Origin of the sequence: Mesorhizobium sp. CU3 (assembly GCF_006442965.1) — a bacterium.
In the GTDB taxonomy this organism is placed as follows: Bacteria; Pseudomonadota; Alphaproteobacteria; order Rhizobiales; family Rhizobiaceae; genus Mesorhizobium.
Genome location: NZ_VFWX01000013.1, coordinates 155572 through 177751, shown reverse-complemented (window position 1 = coordinate 177751; position 22180 = coordinate 155572). Strand labels below are relative to the sequence as shown.

The following is a 22180-nucleotide window of genomic DNA, read 5'->3' as shown; positions in this document are numbered from 1 at the left end:
CCGTCGATCAGTTCGATGCCGAGGAAGCGTCACTGGCTCGGAGGCTTCCGGATCGGCACGGATGGGAGCAGTATTGCTCGTCCTTTTGCGGATGAAGGCAATGCTGGAAATCCCTGACGACCGCTGCGAGCAGGCAAAGTTGTTCAGAGCCATCGACGACGCCTTCAAGGCCGGTGACTTCGACGCTCTGAGTGCAGCCCTCGGCGGCGCGCCGCGCTGGTTCGACGAGAGGATGCCGTTCGAGCTCGGCCTCGGGCACCCGCTGGAGTCCGCGATCTACTGGAGCCCGAGCAGCTTCGTCGCCACGCTGCTCGATGCCGGCTCGGATCCGAATTATCAGGATCCCGGCGGGTTTCCCTCGATCATTGCCGCGCTTTCAACGGAGCGGCCGGACCGGCTGGAACTCATCCGCATCCTGCTCGACCACGGCGCCGATCCAAACATGCGCGGCGTGAACGACTGGACGCCACTCCACTACGCGGTGTGCCAGCGCGACGCCGAAGCGATCCGCCTGCTGCTTGCCTCCGGCGCCGACGCGCTGCTCAGGACACGCATTGACGACTACGAAACCGCGCTCGAGGGCGCGGAGAAGGCCGGCTTCGAACAGGGCGCTTCCCTGCTTCGCGGGGCCGCAGGCAAAGGCGGCGCCTGATGCAAGTCGGCAAGATGCGGGAAGCGAGCGGCTACACCGACTTGAGCTTGGCCTTGAAGCGCTTGGCGTTGGCAACATAGTGCGCGGCCGAGACGCGAAGCCGTTCGATCGCCGCCTCGTCCAGCGTGCGGATCACTTTGGCTGGCGAGCCGACGATCAGCGAATTGTCCGGAAAAACCTTGTTCTCCGTCACCAGCGCGCCTGCGCCGACCAGCGAGTTGTTGCCGATCCTGGCGCCGTTCAGCACGATGGCGCCCATGCCGATCAGGCTGTTGTCGCCGATCGTGCAGCCATGCAGCAGGGCGCGGTGGCCGATCGTGCAGCCCTGGCCGATGGTCAGCGGGAAACCGGGGTCGGTGTGCATGATCGTATGTTCCTGCACATTGGTGTCGGCGCCGATCGCAATGGGCTCACCATCGCCGCGGATGACGACGCCGAACCAGAAGCCGGCGTTGCGGCCGATCCTGAGATTGCCGATCAGCGTGGCGTCGGGCGCGATCCAGTTCGTGTCGGCATCCTCGAACTCGGGCGCGTTTCCGTCGATCGCATAGAGCGGCATTGTCTGATCTCCGATTCGTTTGAAGCTGGGAAGTTGGCCGAGCCTAAAGCATGGCGCGCGAAAGTGCGCGGCTGTTTCCGAAACAGGATATGCCTGGAATCAAACTGAACCGGTAGCCCAGGAGGCGATGGCGACAAGCACGATACCGAGCGCCAGCGACCAGGCGACGGCCGTGCAGCCGCAGGACAACAGCGCCAGCAGGCCGATGCGGCCCTCGCGCCGGGCGGCCAGGGCCTCGTTGGCGAGCATGAACGGGCCGGCGCAAGCCGTTGCGCCGAGCGAGCGCAGAACAAAGGCCGGAGAGACATAGGGCTCGGCAAAAGCAAGCCGGCGGCCGCAGATCAGCTCCATGGCCGATCCCGCCAGTCCGCAAGCGGTCAGGCCGACCGCGAAAGCGTAGACAGCAAGCATCACGAGCTCCATCTTTACCATCCGTTTACCATGAGACCGCACAGTCGTGCCAACGCGCTGCAAGAGCCATGCCGCGTTTTATGTGCCGCCTGTGGACAGGCGAGCGGATCGGGGAATCGCTGATGAGACAGGCAAGCGTCGCCGAGAACCCGGACTTCCAGGTCATCGACTCGACCTTCATGAAGCGGGTCTTTTACGTCTTCGCGGCGCTGGCGCTGCTTTCGGTGGCCATCAGCCTCGGCGGCAAATCGCTGGGGCGCTCGATCGCCATGGCCGGCTACACCGATGACACGACCCTGCGCCAGGTCGTCATGGGCAACAATGTGATCGCCGTGCCGGCAAACTTCATCCGCTTCGAGCAGGCTCGGCGCGACGGCATTGCCTCGCGGCTCGATCTCTATCTGCGCTATCCCGAGATGGACGGCTACAGCACGGCAGCGCGCGACGACTTCAACCACGCCACAACCAAGAAGATTATCTTCCTGTCGTTCGAGCCGCGCATGATGTCGCGCGACATGAGCGGCCGTTTCGCGCCGATCTACAGCGCGCTGATCGAAAAGCCTGGAACGCCCGGTCCCGGCGGCACGACGATCTACGCCTTCAGCGAAAAATCAGGCTATCTGAACGAGGTGCTGGCTGTCGCCGAGCGGGCCGGCAAGGATCCGTTCGTCGCCCGCTGCCTCAGCGGCCCGAGCGCCGAGGAGTCGCTCGCGCCCTGCGAGCGCGATATCCAGGTCGGCGACGAGCTCAGCGTCACCTATCGCTTTCCGCGCGAGCTACTGGGTAGCTGGCAGGCACTCGATGCTGCGATTGCCGCCAAGGTGGCAGGAATCCTGAAGCCAGGGCATTAGCGGCTGGCTCAACGCTTCTGCGTCAAGGGCGTCAAAACACCGTCTGGCATCGCGCTGACAAGGCGCGCTAAAGATCGAGCATGACGCCAGCCTATCTCACCTTCGATCAAGCCAGCCGCCGCCTGCGGCTCGACCCGCATGAGCCGACCTTCGTGCAGAATCCGTATGAGGCCTATGCCTTCTTGCATGGCGCAGCGAACGCCTTCTTCTGGGACAATTACGGGTTCTGGTGTTTCGGCGGCTTCGACGACGTCAGCCGCCTCTTGCGTGACCGCCGCTTCGGCCGCCAGAATCCGGCAGGCATTCCCGACAGCCGCGGCATCGGCAACGACCGGTCGCATCTTGCCGCTTTCGACGGCATCGAGGCCAATTCGATGCTGGAGCTCGAGCCGCCGGTGCACACCAGGCTCAGGACGCTGGTCAACCGCGCCTTCGTCTCGCGCCAGGTCGAGCGACTGAGGCCGCGCATCGAGGCGCTGGCCAATGAGCTGATCGACCGCTTCGAACCGGGGAGCGTCGACCTCCTGCCCGCCTATGCCTCGCCTTTGCCGATCACCATCATCGCCGAAATGCTCGGCGTCCCGGTCGAGATGGGGCCGCAACTGCTCGACTGGTCGCATCATATGGTCGCCATGTACACCCATGGCCGCACGCGCGAGACCGAGGACGCGGCCAACCGCGCCGCGCGCGAATTTTCCGATTTCCTGCGCGGCTATGTCGCCGAGCGGCGCAAGAAACCCGGCGACGACCTGCTGTCGCTGCTGATCGAGGCGCAAGACAATGGCCAAAAACTGTCGGAGGACGAGCTGGTTTCCTCGACTATCCTTCTGCTCAATGCCGGCCACGAGGCGACCGTGCACCAGACCGGGAATGCCGTGAGATCGATCCTCGCGCAAGGCGGCGATCCACGCAGCTTCTTCGGGACGCCGGAGGCCAACGCCGCCACGGTCGAGGAATGCCTGCGCTTCGATGCGCCGCTGCATATGTTCCTGCGCTATGCCTATGAAGAGATGGAGTGGAAGCCGGGCATTCTGCTCCAGCCCGGCGACAAGATCGCGCTGCTGCTCGGTATGGCCAATCATGATCCGCTGGCCTTCGCCGGGCCTGACACTTTCAACGCGTCCCGCACCGACCAGAAGAACGTATCCTTCGGCGCCGGCATTCATTTCTGCATCGGCGCGCCGCTGGCGCGGCTGGAATTGCAGGTGTCGCTGAAGACGCTGTTCGACCGGCTGCCGAAGCTGCAGTTCGCCGGCGAGCCGCGCTTTCGCGACACCTACCATTTCCATGGGCTGGAAGCGCTCACCGTTAGCTTCTGACCCGCAACAATCCAGAGAGCCCGGAAAATGAGATTCGCCTTTCTACAGGAGCCGCCCTTCTGCTTCACCGATGCATCTGGGAAACTCGACGGCTGCGACGCCATGCTGGCCGAGAAGATCTGCGCGATGTCCGGAACGACGGCTTTCACGCCCATCGAGGCTGAATTCGCCGAATTGCTGCCGGGACTGGCCGACGGCCGCTGGGACGTGACGACCGGGCTTTTCATCTCCGAAGAGCGCGGCAAGCTGGTGGACTTCAGCCGCCCGATCTGGTCGCTGCCCGACGGGTTGATGGTCGCGAGCGGCAACCCGCTCGACCTTGACGGCTATCGCTCTCTTGCAGGCCATCCCTCGGCGAGGCTTGGCGTGATATCGGACCAGATCCAGCATCGGACGGCCCTGCAGAACGGCATGCCGCCCGAGCGGATCAAGGTGTTCGCCACGCAGGCCGAAGCGGCGGAGGCGGTGGCTGCCGGCATGGTGCAAGCCTATGCCAGCGTTGCCATGGCGCATCGCGGCTATATCGCGCGGCGATCGGATGCAATGCTCGATGTCATCGACGTTCCCGCGTCCGAACGGTTGCCGGCCGCTGGTGCCTTTGCGGTCGCCAAAGGCAACGACGCATTGAGACGGCGTGTCGACGACTGTCTGGGTAGCCTGCTTGGAAGCCGGTGGCACCGCGACCTGATGGCCGGCTTTGGATTCTCCGAAGCGGATGTCGACCGGCTGCTGTAAAGCAATTCCAGGAAAAGTGTGACCGGTTTTACGTCCGGAATTGCATAGAAAAAACAAATTGATAGAGCGGTTCGCCGTTTCCGCGAAACGGTGAAACGATCTATCCCCCGGCAAGGACCCGCTTCAGAGCTTGATCACATATTCCTTGCGGGTCGTCTCCAGCACTTCCCAGCTGCCCTTGAAACCAGGCCTCAGGACAAAGCTGTCGCCGGCTTTGACGGTGCGCGCCGCGCCGCCGTCCTCGGCGATCACCGAAACACCGGACAGGATGTGGCAGAACTCCCATTCGTCGTAAGAGATGCGCCATTTGCCGGGAGTCGCTTCCCAGATGCCGGCATAGAGGCCGCCGTCGCGCTCCTCGACATTCCAGGTGCGGAATTTCGGATCGCCCGAAATCACCCGATCCGGAGCCGGCGCGCCGGATTCGGGCTCGATGCCGTCAGTCGATATTGTCAGGTAATTCGTGGGCAGGATCAGCCTCCAACAAGTGAGTAGTGAGTGGAATTACTCTGCCGGCTCGCTAGTCACTACTGACTACCGACTACTCACTACTTCTCCTCAGACCTTGGCCAGCGCCTGTTCGAGGTCGGCGACGATGTCGTTGACGTCCTCGATGCCGATCGACAGCCGCACCGTGTCCGGGCCGGCGCCGGCCTTGACCTTCTGCTCGTCGGACAGTTGGCGGTGCGTGGTCGAGGCCGGGTGGATGACCAACGACTTGGTGTCGCCGACATTGGCGAGATGCGAGAACAGTTCCAGCGCCTCGACGAATTTGACGCCAGCCTCGTAGCCGCCCTTGAGGCCGAAGGTGAAGACGGCGCCGGCGCCCTGCGGCGAATATTTCTTCTGCAGCGCATTGTTCTTGTCTCCGGGCAGGCCGGGATAGTTCACCCAGGCAACCTTGGGATGGTTGGAAAGCCAGCCGGCGACGCTCGCGGCGTTGTCGCAATGGCGCTGCATGCGCAGCGGCAGCGTTTCCAGGCCGGTGAGGATCAGGAAGGCGTTGAAGGGCGAGATGGCCGGACCGAGGTCGCGCAGGCCGAGCACGCGCGCGGCGATGGCGAAGGCGAAGTTACCAAAGGTCTCGTGCAGCACCAGGCCGCCATATTCGGGCCGCGGCTCCGACAGCATCGGATACTTGCCCGATTTCGACCAGTCGAAGGTGCCGCCGTCGATGAGGGCGCCGCCGATCGAATTGCCGTGGCCGCCGATGAACTTGGTCAGCGAGTGCACGACGATGTCGGCGCCGTGCTCGATGGGCCGCACCAGATAGGGCGAGGCCAGCGTGTTGTCGACGATCAGCGGCAGGCCGTGCTTGCGGGCGATGTCGCCGATCTTCTCGATGTCGACGAAGATGCCGCCCGGATTGGCCAGGCTCTCGATGAAGATCGCCTTGGTCTTATCGTCGATCTGGCTCTCGAAGGTCGAGGGGTCGTTGGTGTCGGCCCAGCGCACCTCCCAGCCGTAATTCTTGAAGGCGTGGCCGAACTGGTTGATCGAGCCGCCATAGAGTTTCGTCGCGGAGACGAAATTGTCGCCCGGCCGTAGCAGATTGTGGAAGACCAGAACCTGAGCGGCATGGCCGGAGGCGGCGGCAAGTGCGGCCGTGCCGCCTTCGAGTGCGGCAAGCCGCTCCTCGAGCACCGCCTGGGTCGGGTTCATGATGCGGGTGTAAATGTTGCCGAAGGCTTTCAGGCCGAACAGCGAGGCAGCATGGTCGGCATCATCGAAGACATAGGAGGTCGTCTGGTAGATCGGCGTGGCGCGCGCGCCCGTCGCCGGATCCGGCTTGGCGCCGGCGTGAACCGCGAGCGTGTTGAAACCGGGTGTACGGGTCATCGAAACCTCCCTCTCCTAACCTTTTGGAAAATCGCCGGGCATTGTTGGCGAAGCGCGATGGCGAATGCAAAGAAGAAAATACCTTTCGGCGAACGATCCGCAAGGAACGCTCGGGAAAATCCGTTTCTTCCCGGAATAATTTTGCGTCGCCGAAACCGAGCCTATTTCTGCCGCACGCCGAAGCTCTGAAAACCCTGCCGCATCAAAGGCTTTTTCGACGACAGCACACCGGAATTGACGCCGGTCCAGCCGATTTCGCCGGACAGCTTGCCATATTCGATCTTCGGGCAGCGGTTCATCACCACTTTGATGCCGGCGGCCTCGGCGCGGGCCGCCGCCTCGTCGTGGCGCACGCTGAGCTGCATCCAGACGACTTTCGGCAGCGGATCGAGTTGCAGCACCTGATCGATGATGCCGGGCACCGCCGCCGAGCCGCGAAAGATGTCGACCATGTCGACCGGCTGCGGCAGGTCGGCCAGGCTGGCATAGACGGTGCGGCCGAGGATCTCCTTACCGGCATGGCCCGGATTGATCGGGAAAACCGAGAAGCCCTTGGCGATCAGATATTTAAGCACGAAGTAGCTCGGCCGCACGTCGTTGGGCGAGGCGCCGACCATGGCGATGGTCTTCACCGAATTGAGGATGCCGGCGATATAGGCGTTGTCGTAGCTGTCGTGATTCATGGTTCGTCCTCATACTGCGCTTCGGCGAGAAAGGCAGCCGGGTCGCTGCAGAAGTCGCGCATCATGCGAAAATGGTCGGTGTCCTGAAAATCGATCGGATCGAGCCCGAAGCGGCTGATGCGGAAGAGGCGCGCGTTTGGACAGGCCATCAGAAGTGGCGAATGCGTGGCCATGATCACCTGCGCGATGCCGGATTGCTCCATGCGCTGGAGCAGTTTCAAAAGCTCGATCTGACGCGTCGGCGACAGCGCGCTTTCGGGCTCGTCGAGGATGTAGATACCCTGCCGGCGGCAGCGCTCCTCGAAGAAGCGGATAAAACCTTCGCCATGCGACCAGGAGAGGAAATCCGGCGGCGGCGGTTTGAACGGATCTTCGAGCGCAACCTTATCGAGGTAACGAGCGACCGAGTAGAAGGATTCGGCGCGGAAGAACCAGCCGGCGGTGACCTTCGGCAGCCAATGCGCGCGAAATGTGTCGGCCAGCGACGCGCCGCTCTTGTCGATGGCGATGGAATGGTCGACTGGACGATAGCCCTTGCCGCCGCCGGCTTCATCATAACCGGCCAAAGCGCCGATCGCTTCGAGCAGCGTGGATTTGCCGGTGCCGTTCTCGCCGACAATGATGGTAATCGCAGCCGGAAACTCGAACTCGAATTCGCGGTCGCGGAAGAGCGGCAGGTTCCAGGGATATTGATCCCAGTCGGCGACCCGCGACGGGTCGAGCAGGATGCGCTTGAGATACGGCGCTTTCAGCCGCGTCAGTTGCTTTCGGGCAGCCACGACGCACCTTCATCGATGGAAAAGCGTGGCACCATTGGCAGGCCGACTACTCGTCAGCCCATTCCGGCTTGCGCTTGCCGATGAAGGCGCCGATGCCTTCCTCGGCGTCGCGCGCCAGCATGTTCTCGACCATGACGCGGCCGGTATAGGCATAGGCGTCGGCCAGCCCCATCTCGGCCTGCGCGTAAAAGGCTTCCTTGCCGGTCCTGACGACCAAAGAGGATTTGGAAGCAATGGTTTGCGCGTATTTGTTGACAACCTGATTCAGATATTCGCGCGGCACGATGCGGTTGATCAGGCCGAACTCCTTGGCGGTCGCGGCGTCGATCGTCTCGCCAGTCAGAAGCATTTCCATCGCCTGCTTGCGCGAGACGTTGCGCGACAGCGCCACCATCGGCGTCGAGCAGAACAAGCCGATGTTGACGCCGGGCGTGCAGAAGCTCGCCTCATGCGAGGCAATGGCAAGGTCGCAGCTGGCGACCAGTTGCAGGCCGGCGGCGGTGGCAAGGCCGTCGACTTCGGCGATCACCGGCTTCGGATGGCGCACGATCGTCTGCATCAAAGTCGCGCAGGCGGCGAATGTCTGTTCGAAAAAGGCCTTGCCGCGGTCCGGCTCGGCGCGGTGAGCGGTCATCTCCTTGAGGTCATGGCCGGCGCAGAACACTTTTCCGGAGGCCGCCAGGATGATGACGCGCACGGATTTGTCGTCCTTTGCGCGATCGAGTTCGGCCTGAAGCGCCGCCATCGTCGCCAGCGACAGCGCATTGGCCGGCGGGCTGGCAAGCGTGAGGCGCAAGACGCCCTTGTCCTGGCTGACAAGGACAGGGCCGTCGGCGACGGCGGGCTTGATGGCGACGACTTCAGCCACTTCAAAAAACCTCTCGGTCGGCGCCCGCGGCGCATGGAGCAACAGAACTAGCATGCTGCCGGTTGAAGAACAGCCGCGAGGCGTGTTTTCTCCATCGCACCGTTTGGTCCAGGCCTACAGCCTGCCATCTCATATAGGACGCCGCCCATGCCCGCCCAAAGCAATCTGAAGCCAATGCTCGACGCGGCGGAAGTCAATGCGCTGATGGCAAGCGTCTATCCGCAGCTCAACGATAACTTCACCGCCTATGAGGCGATCGAGGTGTTTCCGGGCGGCTGCACGGTGCGGCTCAATGCCGATGAACGGCATCTGCGTCCCGGCGGCACGGTCTCGGGTCCGTCGCTGTTCACGCTGGCCGATATCGGCGGCTATGTCTGCGTGCTCAGCCACGCCGGGCCGGATGCGCTCTCGGTGACGACCAATCTCAACATCAATTTCGTCCGCAAGGCCGAGGCCGGGCCGATCGACGGCCATTGCCGCATCCTCAAGCTCGGCAAAAGCCTGATGATGTTCGACATCGACATCGTTGCCGGTCCGGACGGGCACACAGTGGCGCACGCAACGGGAACCTATTCGATCCCGCCGAAGCGCGCCGATGTGGTAAAATAATACCGTATCACTAACCCATTGTTTTTACAGACTTTTGCGCACTATGATACTTTTCGGCTGCCTTGACGCCTCTGGCGCCCTCGCCTATAAGCCCTGCCGAAGCAGCGGCCCGCAATGGCCGCCGTTTTGTTATTGGCGGGGTGGCATAGCCGCTCTGCCAATCCAAGCAACAAGAAACGCCTTTCCATCCCTCACGGATTGGAAGGTCAACCTGAGAGCAAAACCATGGCTACCTTTTCGCAGAAGCCTGCGGATGTGGTGAAGAAGTGGGTGCTGATCGACGCCGAGGGTCTCGTCGTCGGTCGTCTGGCCACCGTCATCGCTAATCATCTGCGCGGCAAGCACAAGCCCACCTTTACCCCGCATGTCGATGATGGCGACAACGTCATCGTCATCAATGCCGACAAGGTGGTGTTCACCGGCAAGAAGTACACCGACAAGGTCTACTACTGGCACACCGGCCACCCCGGCGGCATCAAGGAGCGCACCGCGCGCCAGCTGCTCGAGGGCCGCTTCCCCGAGCGCGTCGTCGAGAAGGCCGTCGAGCGCATGATCCCGCGCGGCCCGCTTGGCCGTCGCCAGATGAAGAATCTCCGCGTCTATGCAGGCGCCGAGCATCCGCACACCGCCCAGCAGCCCGTCTCGCTCGACGTGGCCAAGCTGAACTCCAAGAACAAGAGGGCTTCGTAATGGCTGAGCTTTCCTCGCTCGCAGAACTGGGCGCCGCCACCGGCAACACCAATGCCCAGGCCGCCGCGCCCGTGCATGTCCAGAAGCTCGACAAGTCGGGCCGCGCCTATGCCACCGGCAAGCGCAAGAACGCCATCGCGCGCGTCTGGGTGAAGCCGGGCTCCGGCAAGATCACCGTCAACGACAAGGAATTCGCGAACTATTTCGCGCGTCCGGTGCTGCAGATGATCCTCAACCAGCCGATCGTCGCCGCCAATCGCGCCGGCCAGTACGACATCGTCGCCACCGTCATCGGCGGCGGCCTGTCGGGCCAGGCGGGCGCCGTGCGTCACGGCATCTCCAAGGCGCTGACCTACTATGAGCCGGGCCTGCGTTCGGTGCTCAAGAAGGGCGGCTTCCTGACCCGCGACAGCCGCGTCGTCGAGCGTAAGAAGTACGGTAAGGCCAAGGCCCGCCGCAGCTTCCAGTTCTCCAAGCGCTAAGCTCTACGGCTTACGGATTTCTCGAAAGGCCGCCTCCGGGCGGCCTTTTTTGTTCCTGGCGTCGCTTTGCCCGGATTGTCACCACCGACCCGCCGGTGTCTTGATGTAGTCGATGAAAGCGCGCAGCGGCGCGGGTACCAGACGGCGCCCGGGGTAGTAGAGGAACGGCCCGGAGAATTCCTGCCACCACGGCTCCAGCACAGGTTCCAGCACGCCGGTCTCGAAGTGCGGGCGCACCCAGTCCTCGAAAAGCCAGAGAATGCCGACGCCGGCGATTGCCGCGTCAATGGCGAGATCGACGCCACCACCGATGCTGACGACCAATGGCCCCGTGGTATCGACCCGCACCACCTCGCCGTCGCGCTCGAATTCCCAAGGCGTCATGACCCCGCTGGGAAAGCGACCGCGCACGCATACATGGCCAAGCAGGTCGCGCGGATGTTGCGGCCGGCCGTGCCGATCGAGATAGGCCGGAGACGCGGAGGTGGTGAAGCGTTGCGCGCGCGGTCCGATCGGCACGGCGATCATGTCCTGCTCCAGCCGCTCGTCGTAGCGGATGCCGGCATCGCAGCCGGCCACCAGCAGGTCGACGAAGTTTTCCTCCGCGATCACCTCCAGCCGGATGGCCGGATAGGCGGCTAGAAATCCGGGCACGATCCTGGGCAACACCAGCCGCGAGGCGCTGATCGGCACATTGAGGCGTAGGGTCCCGGCCGGCCGGTCGCGAAAGCCGTTCACGACATCGAGCGCGGCCTCCACCTCACCCAGCGCGGGGCCAAGACGCGCCAGCAGGCCGGCGCCCGCCTCGGTCAGCGCGACACTACGCGTAGTGCGGTTGAAGAGCCGTACACCAAGCTGGGTTTCCAGACGGCGAATGGCTTCGCTGAGCACGGACGCGCTGCCCGCCGTCACGCGGGCCGCTTCGCGAAAGCCGCCGGCGCGCGCCACGGCCATAAATGCCTGGAGATCGTTGAGATCAGCTGCCATTGTTCTTAATTCCGCACAGGTCGTGCTGGTTATACCTGGTTATCGGGACAGCGGCCATGCCCTATCTCACTCGCCGACAGCGAAGGAGAACCACGATGTCCAGCAATAAATCCGGTACTTACAAACTCGGCGAGCGCTCGGTTCGCCGCCTCGGCTATGGCGCCATGCAACTGGCGGGCAAAGGCGTCTTCGGGCCGCCGAAGGACCATGACGCGGCGATCTCCGTTCTGCGCGAAGCGGTGGCGCAAGGCGTCAACCATATCGACACCAGCGATTATTACGGACCCTATGTCACCAACAAGCTGATCCGCGAGGCGCTGTCGCCCTACCCCGACGACCTCACCATCGTCACCAAGATCGGCGCCCGCCGCGGCGAAGACGGCTCCTGGCTGCCGGCCTTCACGGCGGATGAGCTCGAGCAGGCCGTGTACGACAACCTTCGCAATCTTGGCCTCGAGGCGATGGAGGTCGTCAATCTGCGCATCATGTTCGGGGTGCATGGTCCGGCGGAAGGCTCGATCGAGGCGCAGGTCACCAAGCTTGCCGAGCTGCAACACAAGGGCCTGGTGCGCCATATCGGCTTGAGCAACGTCACCCGCACCCAGATCGCGGAAGGCCGCAAGATCTGCGACATCGTCTGCGTGCAGAACCAGTACAATCTGGCGCATCGGGAGGACGATACGCTGATCGACGAACTGGCGCGCGCCGGCATCGCCTATGTGCCGTTCTTCCCGCTCGGCGGCTTCAACCCGCTGCAGTCCTCGACGCTGTCGGGCGTGGCCGAAAGGCTCGGCGCGACGCCGATGCAGGTGGCGCTGGCCTGGCTGCTGCAGCGTTCGCCCAATGTGCTGCTGATCCCCGGCACGTCCTCGGTCGGCCATTTGCGGGAGAATTTGGCGGCAGCGGAGCTGGAGCTGTCGGCGGATGTTTTGCGGGAGTTGGATGGGGTCGCGAAGGCGGCGTGATTGGCTAATCTCCCCCCTCGTGGGGGAGATGGCCGGCAGGCCAGAGGGGGGCGCTGTCCCGCCAACCCATCGCGTTCGTCATCCTCGGGCTTGACCCGAGGATCCATGCCGTGACCTCTGGCGCAGAGTGCAACGGTTCAGAATTCTGTAAATGTTTCAACGCCTTAGCGTCACGGCATGGATCCTAGGGTCTGCGCGCGTCGCTTCGCTCCTTGCTCCGCCCTAGGATGACGACGGCGATATGTCGGCATTCCTTCGCGCCCCCCTCTGCCCTGCCGGGCATCTCCCCACGAGGGGGGAGATTGGCAGCTTTCGCGCCGACTCTAATTAATACTCGCCGTATGCGCCGGCTCAGCTTGCTTGATATCCGTCGCATACGGCACCCGAAACCCATTGGCCGTCAGCCAGTCGATCGCCGCTTTCGGCTCGTCGGTCTGGATAATGGTGGCGCCGCGGTCGACCCAGAAACCCCAGGCTTCTCGCGGCAGGCTAGCGGCGACGGCCAATTCGTCGCCGCGGCCGCCGGCAAGGAAGCCGCCCGGCTTGTTGACGATGGCGTAGGTGTCGGCCCAGAGGTGCCAGTCGTCGCGCGCGGCTTGCACCCGCATGCGGGTGCTGAACAGCGGACCGCCGGTCGCGGTCAGCGTCTCGGCGCCGTTGCGCCAATTGATCAGTTCGATGGCGCGCGGCGCGAAGGCCTTGTCGACCTCACCGGCGAAGGCGGCGTCATGCACGGCATCGTCGGCGAGGATCGGCATGAACTGGAAGCCGCCGCCGGCCTTGGCAAGCGCGGCCCTCGCCGCGTCGATACGCTGGCTGTTCCAGAGGTTCTCCTTGACGATGACCTGATCGGCCATACCGAGATCGCGAGCCTCGGCGATCATGCCTGGCAGGTCCGTCACCTCCAGCTTGTTGTCGAGATTGATGAGGATCCTGTCCCGGGTCGCCAGCAGCATTTCGCGCAGTGTCGACACCGTCTCGTTGGTGACGGCACCGGTGCCCTCGACCACCAGCCGGCATTTCTTCAGCTCGGCCTGCGTGTAGTCCAGCACCTCGCCTTTGCAGGTGGTGGTGCGGTCGAGCCAGCTGTCATGCATGATGATGAATTGACCGTCCTTCGAACGCCGGACGTCGACCTCGACGATCTCGGCGCCGATGGCGATCGAGCCCTCGACAGCGGCCAGCGAATTCTCGGCGTAGAGCGTCTTGCCGGCCTGCATGCTGCCGGCGCGGTGGGCCGCGATCATCACATGGACGCGCCATTGGTTGGCGTGCTCGAAGCGGTCGAGAATCTGGCTCGCTCGGCTTTCACCGGCTAAGCCTTGGCCCATCGAGCCGGCAAGGGCAGCGGAAAACAGCAGGCTCAGCCAGAGTGTTCGCATCGGGAATCGCTCCGTTCCGGGTCGTGCCCCAGTTAGGCGATGCCCATGACATGCCGGTGAACGAAGCCGGCTAGCTGTCTCTCTGTTTGGCGCAATTCCGGACGGAAAACCGCTTCACACTTTTCCTGGAATTGCTCGGGCCTAAACCCGCTTGGCGAGGCGCCGGAACCAGGCCAACGCCGGCATTTCGACGACGCGCCAGGTGAACCAGGAAGTGACGATGACGGCGATCACCATTGCCATCATTGCCGCGAGACCGAGCCATGGCGAGCCGACGCCGAATCCGGTAGCGGGATAGCCGCGCAAGGTGAATTCGCCGACAAGGCCGAGACCGAGCTTGCGCTCGATCAGCCCGCCGACATTGATCATGCGCGCTTGCACGAAGATGTGGACCATATAGATCGAATAGGAGAGCGAGCCGAGCAGCAGCATCGGCCGGCTGCGCAGGATCGCGCTGACCCAGCCGCCCTCATGGGCGAAGAGGTAAAGCGCCAGTGCGAAGACGACCGGCGCGGCGATGCCGGCATTGCTGGTTCCCGCGACCGAAACGAACACGGCGATGACGGCGATCATCGCCAGCTCCGCCAGCGTCCAGGCAAGGCGCCCTGCCCCGCGGCTAAGCGCCTGTCGCGCCTCTGCAATGGAATCGTGCTGAAACCAGGCAAGCAGCGCGCCGAGCGAGAAGCCGTAGAGACAGCGGATGAAGCCGAAATCGAAAGACACGTCCATATGACGCGTCGAGACCGCCAGCAGGAAGAATGGCGCGGTGACAGCCGCGGCGACGAACCATATCCAGGCGCGCTGGCCGGCAGTGAAGACGACGGCGGCAAAGAAGAGATAGGTGAAGAACTCGGCCGAAATGCTCCAGCTCGGCGCGTTCCAGCTCAGATGATCCTCCACGCCCATGCCCTGCAGAAGGAACAGATTGGCGACGAGGCTCCTCAGGTCGAAGCCGCCGGTGAAGGGCGCAGGCCCGGTTCCGTGCAGCGCCGGCAGGACCAGGCGCAGCGCTTCGAAGCCGACGAAAGCGGCGAGCATCAAGAGATGCAGCGGATAGATGCGGCCGAAGCGCACCAGGGCGAAGCGGGCAAGGTCGTCCGGCTCGTTCAGCCGGCTGGCGTAGGCGCCGGCGATGACGAAGCCGGACAGCACGAGGAAGAAGTCGACGAACAGATAGGCGCCGCCGACAAAGGCGCTCTGCGAAATCATCGACGTGGTCGGGAAATGGAACAACGCCACCAGAAGCGCGCAAATGCCGCGCCAGGAATCGAGGACCTGGAACCGCTCGCCGGCTGCCGAGCCGACACGGGTCGCGGCCTGGGCCGGAGCGAGATTGAGCAAAGCGGTCTCAGCCATAATGATACAGATCCTGTGTTGCCATGGCACTCGCCAAGCGCCATTCCCTCTCCACAAGCTGTGACTGGCATGTTGCGTGCCGGTTCTGTAGTTGTGGCTGCCCGATGAAAACCGAGGACCCGTAATGGCGAACCAAGAGATCGACCACGCGTTTACCGCCCGCTCCAAGACGGGTGCGTCGTTCGAGCCGACCTATGCCGGCGCGCTGTCGTTCATGCGGCGCAAATACACCAAGGACGTGAAGGGTGCGGACGCGGTCGTGTGGGGCATTCCCTTTGATGCCGCCGTCACCAACCGGCCCGGCGCGCGCTTCGGGCCGCAGGCGATCCGCCGCGCCTCGGCGATCCTCGACAACGATCCGCAATACCCATTCTCGCGCGACCTGTTCGAGCATCTCTCGGTGGTCGACTATGGCGACTGCCTGCTCGACAGCGGCAACCACCAGAAGACGCCCGGCACGATCGAGCGCGAAGCGGCCAAGATCCTGAAATCAGGCGCGTTCCTGCTGACGCTCGGCGGCGACCATTTCGTCACCTGGCCGCTCCTGAAGGCCCATGCGGCGATCCATGGGCCGCTGGCGCTGGTGCAGTTCGACGCGCATCAGGACACCTGGCCGGACGACGGCAAGCGCATCGACCATGGTTCGTTCGTCGCCCGCGCGGCGAAGGAAGGCATCATCGACCCGGACCGCTCGATCCAGATCGGCATCCGCACGCATGCGCCCGACACGTTCGGCATCAAGATCCTCTATGGCCACGAGGTCGAGGAAATGCGCGCCTCCGATATCGCCTATGCGATCGTCGAGCGCACCGGCGGCAAGAAGACTTACCTCACCTTCGACATCGACTGCCTCGACCCGGCCTTCGCGCCCGGAACCGGCACTCCGGTGGCCGGCGGCCCGTCCTCGGCAAAAATTCTGTCGACGCTGCGCCAGCTTGGTCAGATCGATATCGTCGGTGCCGACATCGTCGAGGTTGCGCCGGCCTATGATCATGCCGATATAACGGCGATCGCCGGCTCGATCATTGCCATGCACTATCTCGGCCTGCTGGCGGAGCGAAAGGCCCGGGCCGAGGACTTGAACAATGGCAACCATGCCGCGATAAATCATGCGCACGGCATATAGACTTGAAATCGCAGGGAATTTGGCAAGAGATGAAACCGAAGATCTTCATTGACGGCGAGCACGGCACGACAGGATTGCAGATCAGGGCGCTGCTTGCCGATCGCAGCGACCTGGAGATCATCTCGATCCCGACGGAGCGCCGCAAGGAAGCGGCGGCCCGGGCAGAATTCCTCAATGCCGCCGATGTCGCGATCCTGTGCCTGCCCGATGCCGCTTCCAAGGAAAGTGTTTCGCTGATTGCGAACGACACCACCAAGGTGATCGACGCCTCGACGGCGCATCGCGTGGCCGAGGGCTGGGAATACGGCTTTGCCGAGATGGACAAGGACCAGGCGAAGAAGATCGCCAACGCGAAGCGCGTCGCCAATCCCGGCTGCTGGCCGCAAGGGCCAATCGCGACGCTGCGGCCGCTGGTGTCGGCCGGGCTTTTGCCGGCGGATTTCCCGATCGCCGTCAACGGCATTTCCGGTTATTCCGGCGGCGGCCGGCCGATGATCGAGGACTATGTCGGCAAGGGCGAGGACGCGCCCGAATTCCTGCCCTACGGGCTGACCTTGCAGCACAAGCATGTGCCGGAACTCAGGACCTATGCGAAGCTGTCGCATGACCCGATCATGCAGCCGGCGGTCGGCAATTTCGCCCAAGGCATGATCACGGTGGTGCCGCTGCAGCTTGGCGGGCTCGACCGCGTGCCGAACGGCGCCGAGCTTCATGCCGCGCTTGCCGACCATTTCGCGGCGATCGACGGCGGCGTGGTCGAGGTCGCGCCGTACACGCATATGGAGCGCGTACCGGAGATCGATCCGGAGGTGTTCAACGGCACGAACCGGATGAAGGTCTATGTTTTCGCCAATGACGAGCGGGCGCAGGCGCTGTTGCTTGCGGTCTACGACAATCTCGGCAAGGGCGCGTCGGGCGCCGCGGTGCAGAACCTCGACCTGATGCTCGGCATCAAGCACTGATCATCGATGCAGGCTTTTCCCGAGCGTTGGAAACTCAGCGCTCGGGAACTGGTTTGACAGCTGCGCGCGACTCCGATCGCTGAATTGTTGGGTAACCAGCGATTCACCATGACAGGCTATTGATGGAGCCGGCCCTCCACAAAGGATTCTCCATGGTCAGCGCGATCTCGAGCTCCGTCCAGTCGGTGCAATATTCCTCATCCACGTCGTCCGACAACGCATCTCAGGAAGCGGCGCTCGAAAGCCAGATCCAGACCCAGCAGGATCAGGCCGATGCCGCCAAGGATCAGGTCGAGGCGGCCCAGTTGCAGCAACAGATCGCCGCGCTGCAGGCGCAGCTCGATGCGCTCAAGGCGGCCGACGCGCAGAAAGCCGCCGAAAAGGCCAAGCAGGCCGACCAGAACCAGTCGGTGTCGCCGGCTGCCGCCGCGCGTCAGGCGGAGTTCGACGGTTCGTCGTCGACGCAAAAAGAACTGTTTCGGATTTGACGCCAGGCTCTGTCTTCCGACGCAATTCCGGACGGAAAACCGCTCTACACTTTTCCTGGAATTGCTCTGACGACGATCCCTGTCGGCAGCGGATAAGCGCCTTTGGTGCCGCGCCAATGCGCAGCGGCGAAGCCGAGAAGGATCAGCGCGAACCCCTGATGCGTCAGCGCAAGGTGCAGCGGCACCTGCATCAGGAGCGTGCTGATGCCGATCGAGGCCTGCACGACGACCAGCAGGAATAGCAGCGTGGCGCGGCGGGAGTGCGTGGTGCCCGGCAAGCGTCGCCGTGTGGCGATCATCTGCCACAACGCCACCAGGAAGATCGTATAGGCGCCGATGCGGTGCACGAACTGCACCGTCTTCGGGTTCTCGAAAAAGTTGCGCCAGGCGGGTTCAAGCAACAGAAGGTCGGACGGGACGAGCTTGCCGTCCATCAGCGGCCAGGTGTTGTAGGACAACCCTGCATCCAGGCCGGCGACCAGCCCGCCGAGATAGATCTGGATCAGCGCCAGAAGCACGATAAAGCCGGCGAGCCGCTGCGTCGACCGGTCTCCCGTCGGCTCGGAGTGCGGCGCAAGGCCTCGTGCGACCACCATCGTGGCGGTGAAGATGACCGAGGCAAGCGTCAGATGCGTGGCCAGCCGGTACTGGCTGACCGAAACGCGATCGACGAGGCCCGAAGCCACCATCCACCAGCCAATGGCACCTTGCAGGCCGCCGAGCAGGAGGATGCCGACGAGTTTCGGGCCAAGGCCGCTTTCGATACGGCGTGTTACCCAGAAAAAGATGAGCGGCAAGGCGAAGACGACGCCGACGCCCCGCGCAAGCAGGCGATGTGCCCACTCCCACCAGAAGATCGACTTAAAGGCCTCGAGGCTCATGCCCTTGTTGAGCTCGGTATATTGCGGGATCTGCTGGTAGCGCTGGAACTCTTCCTGCCATTCGGCGGCATTGAGCGGCGGGATGACGCCATGGATCGGCTGCCACTCGGTGATCGACAAGCCGGACTCGGTCAATCGCGTGGCGCCGCCGACCAGCACCAGCGCGAACAGAACCAGCAGCACGACATAGAGCCAGCCGCGCACCAGGGCACGGTTGGTAAGGTCGCGGTCGCGTGCGGCGTAAGGGGCCGTGGCGGTCATGGCAGCCATTGCGCTTTCCCGGCGGTTGAGACGCTGACGTGGTGGACCAAGGCTCGCGCCGTGGCAAGGCCGGACAGCGCGGCACGCCGTCGCGCCGGCCCGCGACGGTTGCGCGCGCGTCCCGTTCGGCCTAAGCGAAAGGCGTCAACGGGACCGCGACATGCCCCTTCGCCTGAAAAAGCTGATCGGAACAATCCTGCTGGTGGCGCTGGTCATCATCTATGCGCTGATCGCCTCGGCCATCGCCGTCACCAGGCTGGTCGAATACGGCCCGGTGGTGCATCTGTTGTTCTTCCTGTTCAGCGGGCTGTTGTGGGTGCTGCCGGCCATGGGCATCATCAAATGGCTGATCCTGGAGCCACGCCCGAAAAGCTGAGCGCCGTCGCGCCTGCTGAAATCCCTCCAAACGCTAACGTGATTCATAAGTGATCGCGCATGAGTTTATTTTGCCCGGCTTCATGGCTTGGCAGGGAGGGCTTGGCATGCGGAAGGCGCTGTTCTCGGCAATCACCCTGATTATCGCATCGCTCACCGTTTCGGTCGCGGCCGCGGAAACCATCAACGTCTCGGACGCTCACGGCGGCAGCGTCGCTGCTTACAGTCAACGCTGGAAGGCGCTTGCGGCGCGCGGCGTCGATGTTCGCATCGTCGGCAAATGCCAGTCGGCCTGCACCGTTCTGCTCGGCTATATTCCACGCAACCGCATCTGCGTGACGCCCGCGGCGAGCTTCGGCTTCCATCTGGCACACCGCACAGACGCGACCGGCATGCTGTGGAATGCCTATGCCTCGGATATCCGCGGCTGGATCAACGCGCATGGCGGACTGTCGGCCAACTTCAAATGGATGAGTGCGCCGGACACCTACCGCTATTTCCACAAATGCTGACCAAAGCGCAGGGCTAGATAGTCACAACCATCTTGCCTGCATTGGCGAGCGGCGTCGTCACGCCCGACAGCATCGTGCGGATGTGGGCGACGCTCTGGTAGCGGCCGTTGATCGAGATGCGCGGCAGCGCATGCAGGAAACCGGCATGCTCGGCCCGCAGAACACCGTGCCGTGTCGTCACCGCCGAGGCATAACCGGCGTCGCGCGCAAAACCCACCTCGCGGCAACCGACGGCGCTGGCATAGCCGTAGGGGTAGGCGAAATGGCGCGGCTCCACGCCGAGCTTTTCTTTCAGGATGCGCCGGACGTCGCCGATCTCGTGACGCGCATCGGTCTCCGACAGCCGCTTCAGATTGCGATGGTTCACGGTATGCGCGCCAAGGGTCACCAGCGGATGCGCCGCCATGGCGCCGAGTTCGTTCCAGCTCATCAATTTGCATGTGCGGCCCGAGCCGAACTCGTAGCCATTCGAGCGCGCCAGTTCGCGCAGCGCCGCGCCTTGCTCCTGCTCCGGCACCTCGAGCGTCAGCCAGCCGTTCAGCCTCACGATGGCCTGGATCTTGCGGGCCGGCGTCGAGCAATCGATGACCATCGACCCGGCCGCGCTCTTGAGGGTCAGGCGCGAACTGGTGTCGACGATATCCTCGATCACGTCCCACCACAGATCGGCAGCACCGTCGATCAGGCCGGGCGCGACATAGATGGTGATCGGCGCCCCGTGCTTCGCCAGCACCGGTAGCGCTTCCGTCATGTTGTCGCGATAGGCGTCGTCGGCGGTGATGGTCGCGAATTGGCCGCCCTTGCCGCCGGTCTTGATGCGCTCGATCGCTTCATCAAGGGAAACAAAGGCATAGCCCCTTCCCTTCATGTCCGCGATCAGCTTGTCGAGGAAGGCCGGGGCGATGTTGAGGTGGCGGTTGACGCTGTTCGGTTTCTCCGGAGTCGCGGTGACGCGGTGCAGCATCAGGATGGCGCCGATACCGCCGACGAACGGCTTCGCCAGCGGGGCAAGGCCGGTGTAGCGCGCGACGTTGAGCGCGAGCTTACGGATTGCCTCCCCCCCGTCGATCATTCCTTCACCTTTTGCGCCTAGGCTCATCCAAGCACGAAAAGCGCCCATGCGAACCCCAAGTTGCAACCAATACGTCTTAAGGATTGAGGTATGGTTGACGCCGCCGCGTCATTTGACGGCAACCGGATCGCGGCCAACGAGCCACCCACGGCGCGGACATTGCGGGCCGGCCACGGCCGGCTGACTGCCTCAGTGAGCGACAGTGCCGGTCTTGCGAATTACACGGAATTCTGCGGCTCGGCCTTGTTTGCGCCGGCGCAAAGCGCCTCCTGGGTGCGCAACTGGGACGCCAAGACGGTCGCCGATATGGTCGTCGCAACGCTGAGCGCCGAAGGCCGCCCGGCGCTTTCGCTGGCGCTGGAAGTGGTTCGCCGCGGTCCGTTCAAAACTGCCCGCTTCGCCGGCGGGCGCCACGCCAACGGCAATTTCGCCGCCGCCGATGCGCGGCTGCTGCCGGCAATCGACGCCGCGGCGATCGGCTCGCTGTTCGCCGCGATCCGCAAGGCGCGGCCGGATATCGACCTCATCGCATTGGAAAGGCTGCTGCCCGATCTCGACGGCGTCGCCAACCCGTTCGCAACGATGGTCAATTCGCCAAGTCCCAATCTTGCGCTAGCGGTCGATCTCGACGGCGGGTTCGACGCGTTGCTGTCGCGCTCGAGCGGCAAGCGCAAGCGCAAGAAGCACCGCTCGCAGACCCGCAAATTCGAGGCGGTCGGCCCCTTCCGCCGCATCGAGGCCCGCACCCGCGAGGAGGTCGATAGCTTGCTCGACGCCTTCTTCGAGATGAAGCAAGCGCGTTTTGCCAAGATGGGCATCGCCGACGTGTTCGGCGCGGCCGATATCCGTGCGTTCTTCCGTGCGCTGTTTGCCGATGCGCTCGCCGAGGAAAGACCGTCCTTCCTGCTGCACGGGCTGGAGGTGGCCGGCAAATTGCGCGCCGTCACCGGCTCCAGTTGCTCAGGCAAGCGGCTGATCTGCGAATTCGGAGCGATTGCGGAAGACGATCTGGCCTTCACCAGTCCCGGCGACTTCCTCTTCTTCGACAATATCCAGGAAGCATGCGAGCTCGGCTTCGCCGTCTATGACTTTTCGGTCGGCGACGAGCCCTACAAGCGACTGTGGTGCGATCTCGAGACCCAGCATTTCGAGGTGCTGGCGCCACTAACACTGAAGGGCCGCGCGTTGGCCGGGGCGATGCGGCAAGGCACGCGCGCCAAGGCCTTCATCAAGAACAACCCGACGGTGTGGAGGCTGACCAAGATGCTGCGCCGCAAGACCGCCGGTCAAGCGGTTGCGCCAGCAACCACCGAGGACGACAACTAGACCAGCTGTT

General features: G+C 63.7%; 26 protein-coding genes. 14 read left to right on the top strand and 12 right to left on the bottom strand.

The genetic code is table 11. From position 1 onward, the window contains the following. The first annotated feature begins 100 nt into the window (after window positions 1-100). On the top strand, window positions 101-652 hold the full coding sequence (locus FJ988_RS20775) for an ankyrin repeat domain-containing protein (protein ID WP_140820213.1): 552 nt from the start codon (window positions 101-103) through the stop codon (window positions 650-652). Window positions 653-683: 31 nt separating this feature from the next. On the opposite strand, the gene FJ988_RS20770 is transcribed toward FJ988_RS20775, so the two are convergent. Both FJ988_RS20770 and FJ988_RS20765 read right to left on the bottom strand, forming a co-directional pair. Further along, window positions 684-1211: a gamma carbonic anhydrase family protein gene (locus FJ988_RS20770; RefSeq protein WP_140820212.1), complete on the bottom strand. Its 528-nt coding sequence runs from the start codon at window positions 1209-1211 to the stop codon at window positions 684-686. A gap of 99 nt (window positions 1212-1310) precedes the next feature. Beyond that, a complete protein-coding gene (locus FJ988_RS20765; protein ID WP_246688621.1) occupies window positions 1311-1622 on the bottom strand; it encodes a DUF6949 family protein in 312 nt (103 codons plus the stop codon). 122 nt (window positions 1623-1744) lie between these two features. Here FJ988_RS20765 and FJ988_RS20760 point away from each other — a divergent pair, with 122 nt between their 5' ends. The 3 genes from FJ988_RS20760 (at window position 1745) to FJ988_RS20750 (ending at window position 4527) form a co-directional block, all read left to right on the top strand. Continuing rightward, the gene (locus tag FJ988_RS20760) at window positions 1745-2473 is read left to right on the top strand and encodes a hypothetical protein (RefSeq protein WP_140820210.1); all 729 of its coding nucleotides are present in this window, start codon (window positions 1745-1747) and stop codon (window positions 2471-2473) included. Window positions 2474-2553: 80 nt separating this feature from the next. Then, window positions 2554-3792, top strand: coding sequence for a cytochrome P450 (locus tag FJ988_RS20755; protein WP_140820209.1), 1239 nt, complete (start codon window positions 2554-2556; stop codon window positions 3790-3792). 27 nt (window positions 3793-3819) lie between these two features. Further along, on the top strand, window positions 3820-4527 hold the full coding sequence (locus tag FJ988_RS20750; RefSeq protein WP_140820208.1) for a transporter substrate-binding domain-containing protein: 708 nt from the start codon (window positions 3820-3822) through the stop codon (window positions 4525-4527). Window positions 4528-4650: 123 nt separating this feature from the next. Here the strand turns inward: FJ988_RS20750 and FJ988_RS20745 are convergent, their stop codons facing one another. The 5 genes from FJ988_RS20745 to FJ988_RS20725 all read right to left on the bottom strand — a co-directional run bounded on the left by FJ988_RS20745 (window position 4651) and on the right by FJ988_RS20725 (window position 8696). Then, on the bottom strand, window positions 4651-4998 hold the full coding sequence (locus tag FJ988_RS20745; RefSeq protein WP_407067762.1) for a cupin domain-containing protein: 348 nt from the start codon (window positions 4996-4998) through the stop codon (window positions 4651-4653). An 87-nt stretch (window positions 4999-5085) separates the two neighbouring features. Then, window positions 5086-6366 carry an O-acetylhomoserine aminocarboxypropyltransferase gene (locus tag FJ988_RS20740; RefSeq protein ID WP_140820206.1) on the bottom strand — a complete coding sequence of 427 codons (1281 nt, stop codon included), beginning with the start codon at window positions 6364-6366 and terminating at the stop codon, window positions 5086-5088. A gap of 161 nt (window positions 6367-6527) precedes the next feature. Continuing rightward, on the bottom strand, window positions 6528-7049 hold the full coding sequence (locus FJ988_RS20735; RefSeq protein ID WP_140820205.1) for a CoA-binding protein: 522 nt from the start codon (window positions 7047-7049) through the stop codon (window positions 6528-6530). Further along, on the bottom strand, window positions 7046-7828 hold the full coding sequence (locus tag FJ988_RS20730) for an AAA family ATPase (protein ID WP_140820204.1): 783 nt from the start codon (window positions 7826-7828) through the stop codon (window positions 7046-7048). Before FJ988_RS20730 ends, FJ988_RS20735 begins: the two co-directional genes overlap by 4 nt. Window positions 7829-7874: 46 nt before the next feature. After that, complete coding sequence (locus FJ988_RS20725) at window positions 7875-8696, bottom strand: enoyl-CoA hydratase (protein WP_140820203.1); 822 nt, start codon at window positions 8694-8696, stop codon at window positions 7875-7877. A gap of 147 nt (window positions 8697-8843) precedes the next feature. On the opposite strand from FJ988_RS20725, the gene FJ988_RS20720 reads away from it, so the two are divergent. From FJ988_RS20720 to rpsI, 3 genes are all read left to right on the top strand, one after another. Then, window positions 8844-9305 carry a PaaI family thioesterase gene (locus tag FJ988_RS20720; protein WP_140820202.1) on the top strand — a complete coding sequence of 154 codons (462 nt, stop codon included), beginning with the start codon at window positions 8844-8846 and terminating at the stop codon, window positions 9303-9305. Between the two features lie 225 nt (window positions 9306-9530). After that, on the top strand, window positions 9531-9995 hold the full coding sequence (rplM, locus tag FJ988_RS20715) for a 50S ribosomal protein L13 (RefSeq protein WP_140820201.1): 465 nt from the start codon (window positions 9531-9533) through the stop codon (window positions 9993-9995). After that, the gene (gene rpsI / locus FJ988_RS20710; protein ID WP_140820200.1) at window positions 9995-10477 is read left to right on the top strand and encodes a 30S ribosomal protein S9; all 483 of its coding nucleotides are present in this window, start codon (window positions 9995-9997) and stop codon (window positions 10475-10477) included. Before rplM ends, rpsI begins: the two co-directional genes overlap by 1 nt. Before the next feature lie 78 nt (window positions 10478-10555). Here the strand turns inward: rpsI and FJ988_RS20705 are convergent, their stop codons facing one another. Beyond that, window positions 10556-11464: a LysR family transcriptional regulator gene (locus tag FJ988_RS20705; protein ID WP_140820199.1), complete on the bottom strand. Its 909-nt coding sequence runs from the start codon at window positions 11462-11464 to the stop codon at window positions 10556-10558. A 95-nt stretch (window positions 11465-11559) separates the two neighbouring features. Here FJ988_RS20705 and FJ988_RS20700 point away from each other — a divergent pair, with 95 nt between their 5' ends. After that, entirely contained in the window at window positions 11560-12429 is an 870-nt protein-coding gene (locus tag FJ988_RS20700) for an aldo/keto reductase family oxidoreductase (protein ID WP_140820198.1), read from the top strand. Between the two features lie 323 nt (window positions 12430-12752). Here FJ988_RS20700 and FJ988_RS20695 read toward each other — a convergent pair whose 3' ends face one another. Both FJ988_RS20695 and FJ988_RS20690 read right to left on the bottom strand, forming a co-directional pair. Then, on the bottom strand, window positions 12753-13811 hold the full coding sequence (locus FJ988_RS20695) for a glycerophosphodiester phosphodiesterase family protein (RefSeq protein ID WP_140820197.1): 1059 nt from the start codon (window positions 13809-13811) through the stop codon (window positions 12753-12755). A gap of 141 nt (window positions 13812-13952) precedes the next feature. After that, a complete protein-coding gene (locus FJ988_RS20690; RefSeq protein WP_140820196.1) occupies window positions 13953-15167 on the bottom strand; it encodes an acyltransferase in 1215 nt (404 codons plus the stop codon). Between the two features lie 124 nt (window positions 15168-15291). Between FJ988_RS20690 and speB the strand changes: the two genes are divergently transcribed. The 3 genes from speB to FJ988_RS20675 all read left to right on the top strand — a co-directional run bounded on the left by speB (window position 15292) and on the right by FJ988_RS20675 (window position 17743). Continuing rightward, on the top strand, window positions 15292-16293 hold the full coding sequence (gene speB / locus FJ988_RS20685) for an agmatinase (protein WP_140820195.1): 1002 nt from the start codon (window positions 15292-15294) through the stop codon (window positions 16291-16293). Between the two features lie 29 nt (window positions 16294-16322). Further along, window positions 16323-17255 (top strand): N-acetyl-gamma-glutamyl-phosphate reductase, encoded by a 933-nt coding sequence (gene argC / locus FJ988_RS20680; RefSeq protein WP_140820194.1) that lies wholly within the window; start codon window positions 16323-16325, stop codon window positions 17253-17255. Between the two features lie 152 nt (window positions 17256-17407). Continuing rightward, window positions 17408-17743, top strand: a complete 336-nt coding sequence (locus tag FJ988_RS20675) for a hypothetical protein (protein ID WP_140820193.1) — start codon at window positions 17408-17410, stop codon at window positions 17741-17743. 44 nt (window positions 17744-17787) lie between these two features. Here the strand turns inward: FJ988_RS20675 and FJ988_RS20670 are convergent, their stop codons facing one another. After that, window positions 17788-18894 carry a COX15/CtaA family protein gene (locus FJ988_RS20670; RefSeq protein ID WP_140820192.1) on the bottom strand — a complete coding sequence of 369 codons (1107 nt, stop codon included), beginning with the start codon at window positions 18892-18894 and terminating at the stop codon, window positions 17788-17790. Window positions 18895-19045: 151 nt separating this feature from the next. On the opposite strand from FJ988_RS20670, the gene FJ988_RS20665 reads away from it, so the two are divergent. Together FJ988_RS20665 and FJ988_RS20660 are read left to right on the top strand one after the other, a co-directional pair. Continuing rightward, a complete protein-coding gene (locus tag FJ988_RS20665) occupies window positions 19046-19261 on the top strand; it encodes a DUF2842 domain-containing protein (protein WP_140820191.1) in 216 nt (71 codons plus the stop codon). Window positions 19262-19367: 106 nt separating this feature from the next. Further along, on the top strand, window positions 19368-19772 hold the full coding sequence (locus tag FJ988_RS20660) for a hypothetical protein (protein WP_140820190.1): 405 nt from the start codon (window positions 19368-19370) through the stop codon (window positions 19770-19772). Window positions 19773-19785: 13 nt separating this feature from the next. Here FJ988_RS20660 and FJ988_RS20655 read toward each other — a convergent pair whose 3' ends face one another. Continuing rightward, entirely contained in the window at window positions 19786-20844 is a 1059-nt protein-coding gene (locus FJ988_RS20655; protein WP_140820189.1) for a polysaccharide deacetylase family protein, read from the bottom strand. A gap of 90 nt (window positions 20845-20934) precedes the next feature. On the opposite strand from FJ988_RS20655, the gene FJ988_RS20650 reads away from it, so the two are divergent. Beyond that, the gene (locus tag FJ988_RS20650) at window positions 20935-22170 is read left to right on the top strand and encodes a GNAT family N-acetyltransferase (protein ID WP_140820188.1); all 1236 of its coding nucleotides are present in this window, start codon (window positions 20935-20937) and stop codon (window positions 22168-22170) included. The last annotated feature ends 10 nt before the right edge of the window (window positions 22171-22180 follow it).

Coding starts and splice junctions, on each gene's coding strand:
- argC (WP_140820194.1), top strand. CDS start 16,323: ATGAAACCGAAGATCTTCATTGACGGCGAGCACGGCACGACAGGATTG.
- FJ988_RS20655 (WP_140820189.1), bottom strand. CDS start 20,844: ATGATCGACGGGGGGGAGGCAATCCGTAAGCTCGCGCTCAACGTCGCG.
- FJ988_RS20750 (WP_140820208.1), top strand. CDS start 3,820: ATGAGATTCGCCTTTCTACAGGAGCCGCCCTTCTGCTTCACCGATGCA.
- FJ988_RS20755 (WP_140820209.1), top strand. CDS start 2,554: ATGACGCCAGCCTATCTCACCTTCGATCAAGCCAGCCGCCGCCTGCGG.
- FJ988_RS20770 (WP_140820212.1), bottom strand. CDS start 1,211: ATGCCGCTCTATGCGATCGACGGAAACGCGCCCGAGTTCGAGGATGCC.
- FJ988_RS20720 (WP_140820202.1), top strand. CDS start 8,844: ATGCCCGCCCAAAGCAATCTGAAGCCAATGCTCGACGCGGCGGAAGTC.
- FJ988_RS20760 (WP_140820210.1), top strand. CDS start 1,745: ATGAGACAGGCAAGCGTCGCCGAGAACCCGGACTTCCAGGTCATCGAC.
- FJ988_RS20690 (WP_140820196.1), bottom strand. CDS start 15,167: ATGGCTGAGACCGCTTTGCTCAATCTCGCTCCGGCCCAGGCCGCGACC.
- FJ988_RS20735 (WP_140820205.1), bottom strand. CDS start 7,049: ATGAATCACGACAGCTACGACAACGCCTATATCGCCGGCATCCTCAAT.
- FJ988_RS20705 (WP_140820199.1), bottom strand. CDS start 11,464: ATGGCAGCTGATCTCAACGATCTCCAGGCATTTATGGCCGTGGCGCGC.
- FJ988_RS20660 (WP_140820190.1), top strand. CDS start 19,368: ATGCGGAAGGCGCTGTTCTCGGCAATCACCCTGATTATCGCATCGCTC.
- FJ988_RS20670 (WP_140820192.1), bottom strand. CDS start 18,894: ATGGCTGCCATGACCGCCACGGCCCCTTACGCCGCACGCGACCGCGAC.
- FJ988_RS20665 (WP_140820191.1), top strand. CDS start 19,046: ATGCCCCTTCGCCTGAAAAAGCTGATCGGAACAATCCTGCTGGTGGCG.
- FJ988_RS20695 (WP_140820197.1), bottom strand. CDS start 13,811: ATGCGAACACTCTGGCTGAGCCTGCTGTTTTCCGCTGCCCTTGCCGGC.
- speB (WP_140820195.1), top strand. CDS start 15,292: ATGGCGAACCAAGAGATCGACCACGCGTTTACCGCCCGCTCCAAGACG.
- FJ988_RS20650 (WP_140820188.1), top strand. CDS start 20,935: ATGGTTGACGCCGCCGCGTCATTTGACGGCAACCGGATCGCGGCCAAC.
- rplM (WP_140820201.1), top strand. CDS start 9,531: ATGGCTACCTTTTCGCAGAAGCCTGCGGATGTGGTGAAGAAGTGGGTG.
- FJ988_RS20775 (WP_140820213.1), top strand. CDS start 101: ATGCTGGAAATCCCTGACGACCGCTGCGAGCAGGCAAAGTTGTTCAGA.
- FJ988_RS20765 (WP_246688621.1), bottom strand. CDS start 1,622: ATGCTTGCTGTCTACGCTTTCGCGGTCGGCCTGACCGCTTGCGGACTG.
- FJ988_RS20675 (WP_140820193.1), top strand. CDS start 17,408: ATGGTCAGCGCGATCTCGAGCTCCGTCCAGTCGGTGCAATATTCCTCA.
- FJ988_RS20740 (WP_140820206.1), bottom strand. CDS start 6,366: ATGACCCGTACACCCGGTTTCAACACGCTCGCGGTTCACGCCGGCGCC.
- FJ988_RS20700 (WP_140820198.1), top strand. CDS start 11,560: ATGTCCAGCAATAAATCCGGTACTTACAAACTCGGCGAGCGCTCGGTT.
- rpsI (WP_140820200.1), top strand. CDS start 9,995: ATGGCTGAGCTTTCCTCGCTCGCAGAACTGGGCGCCGCCACCGGCAAC.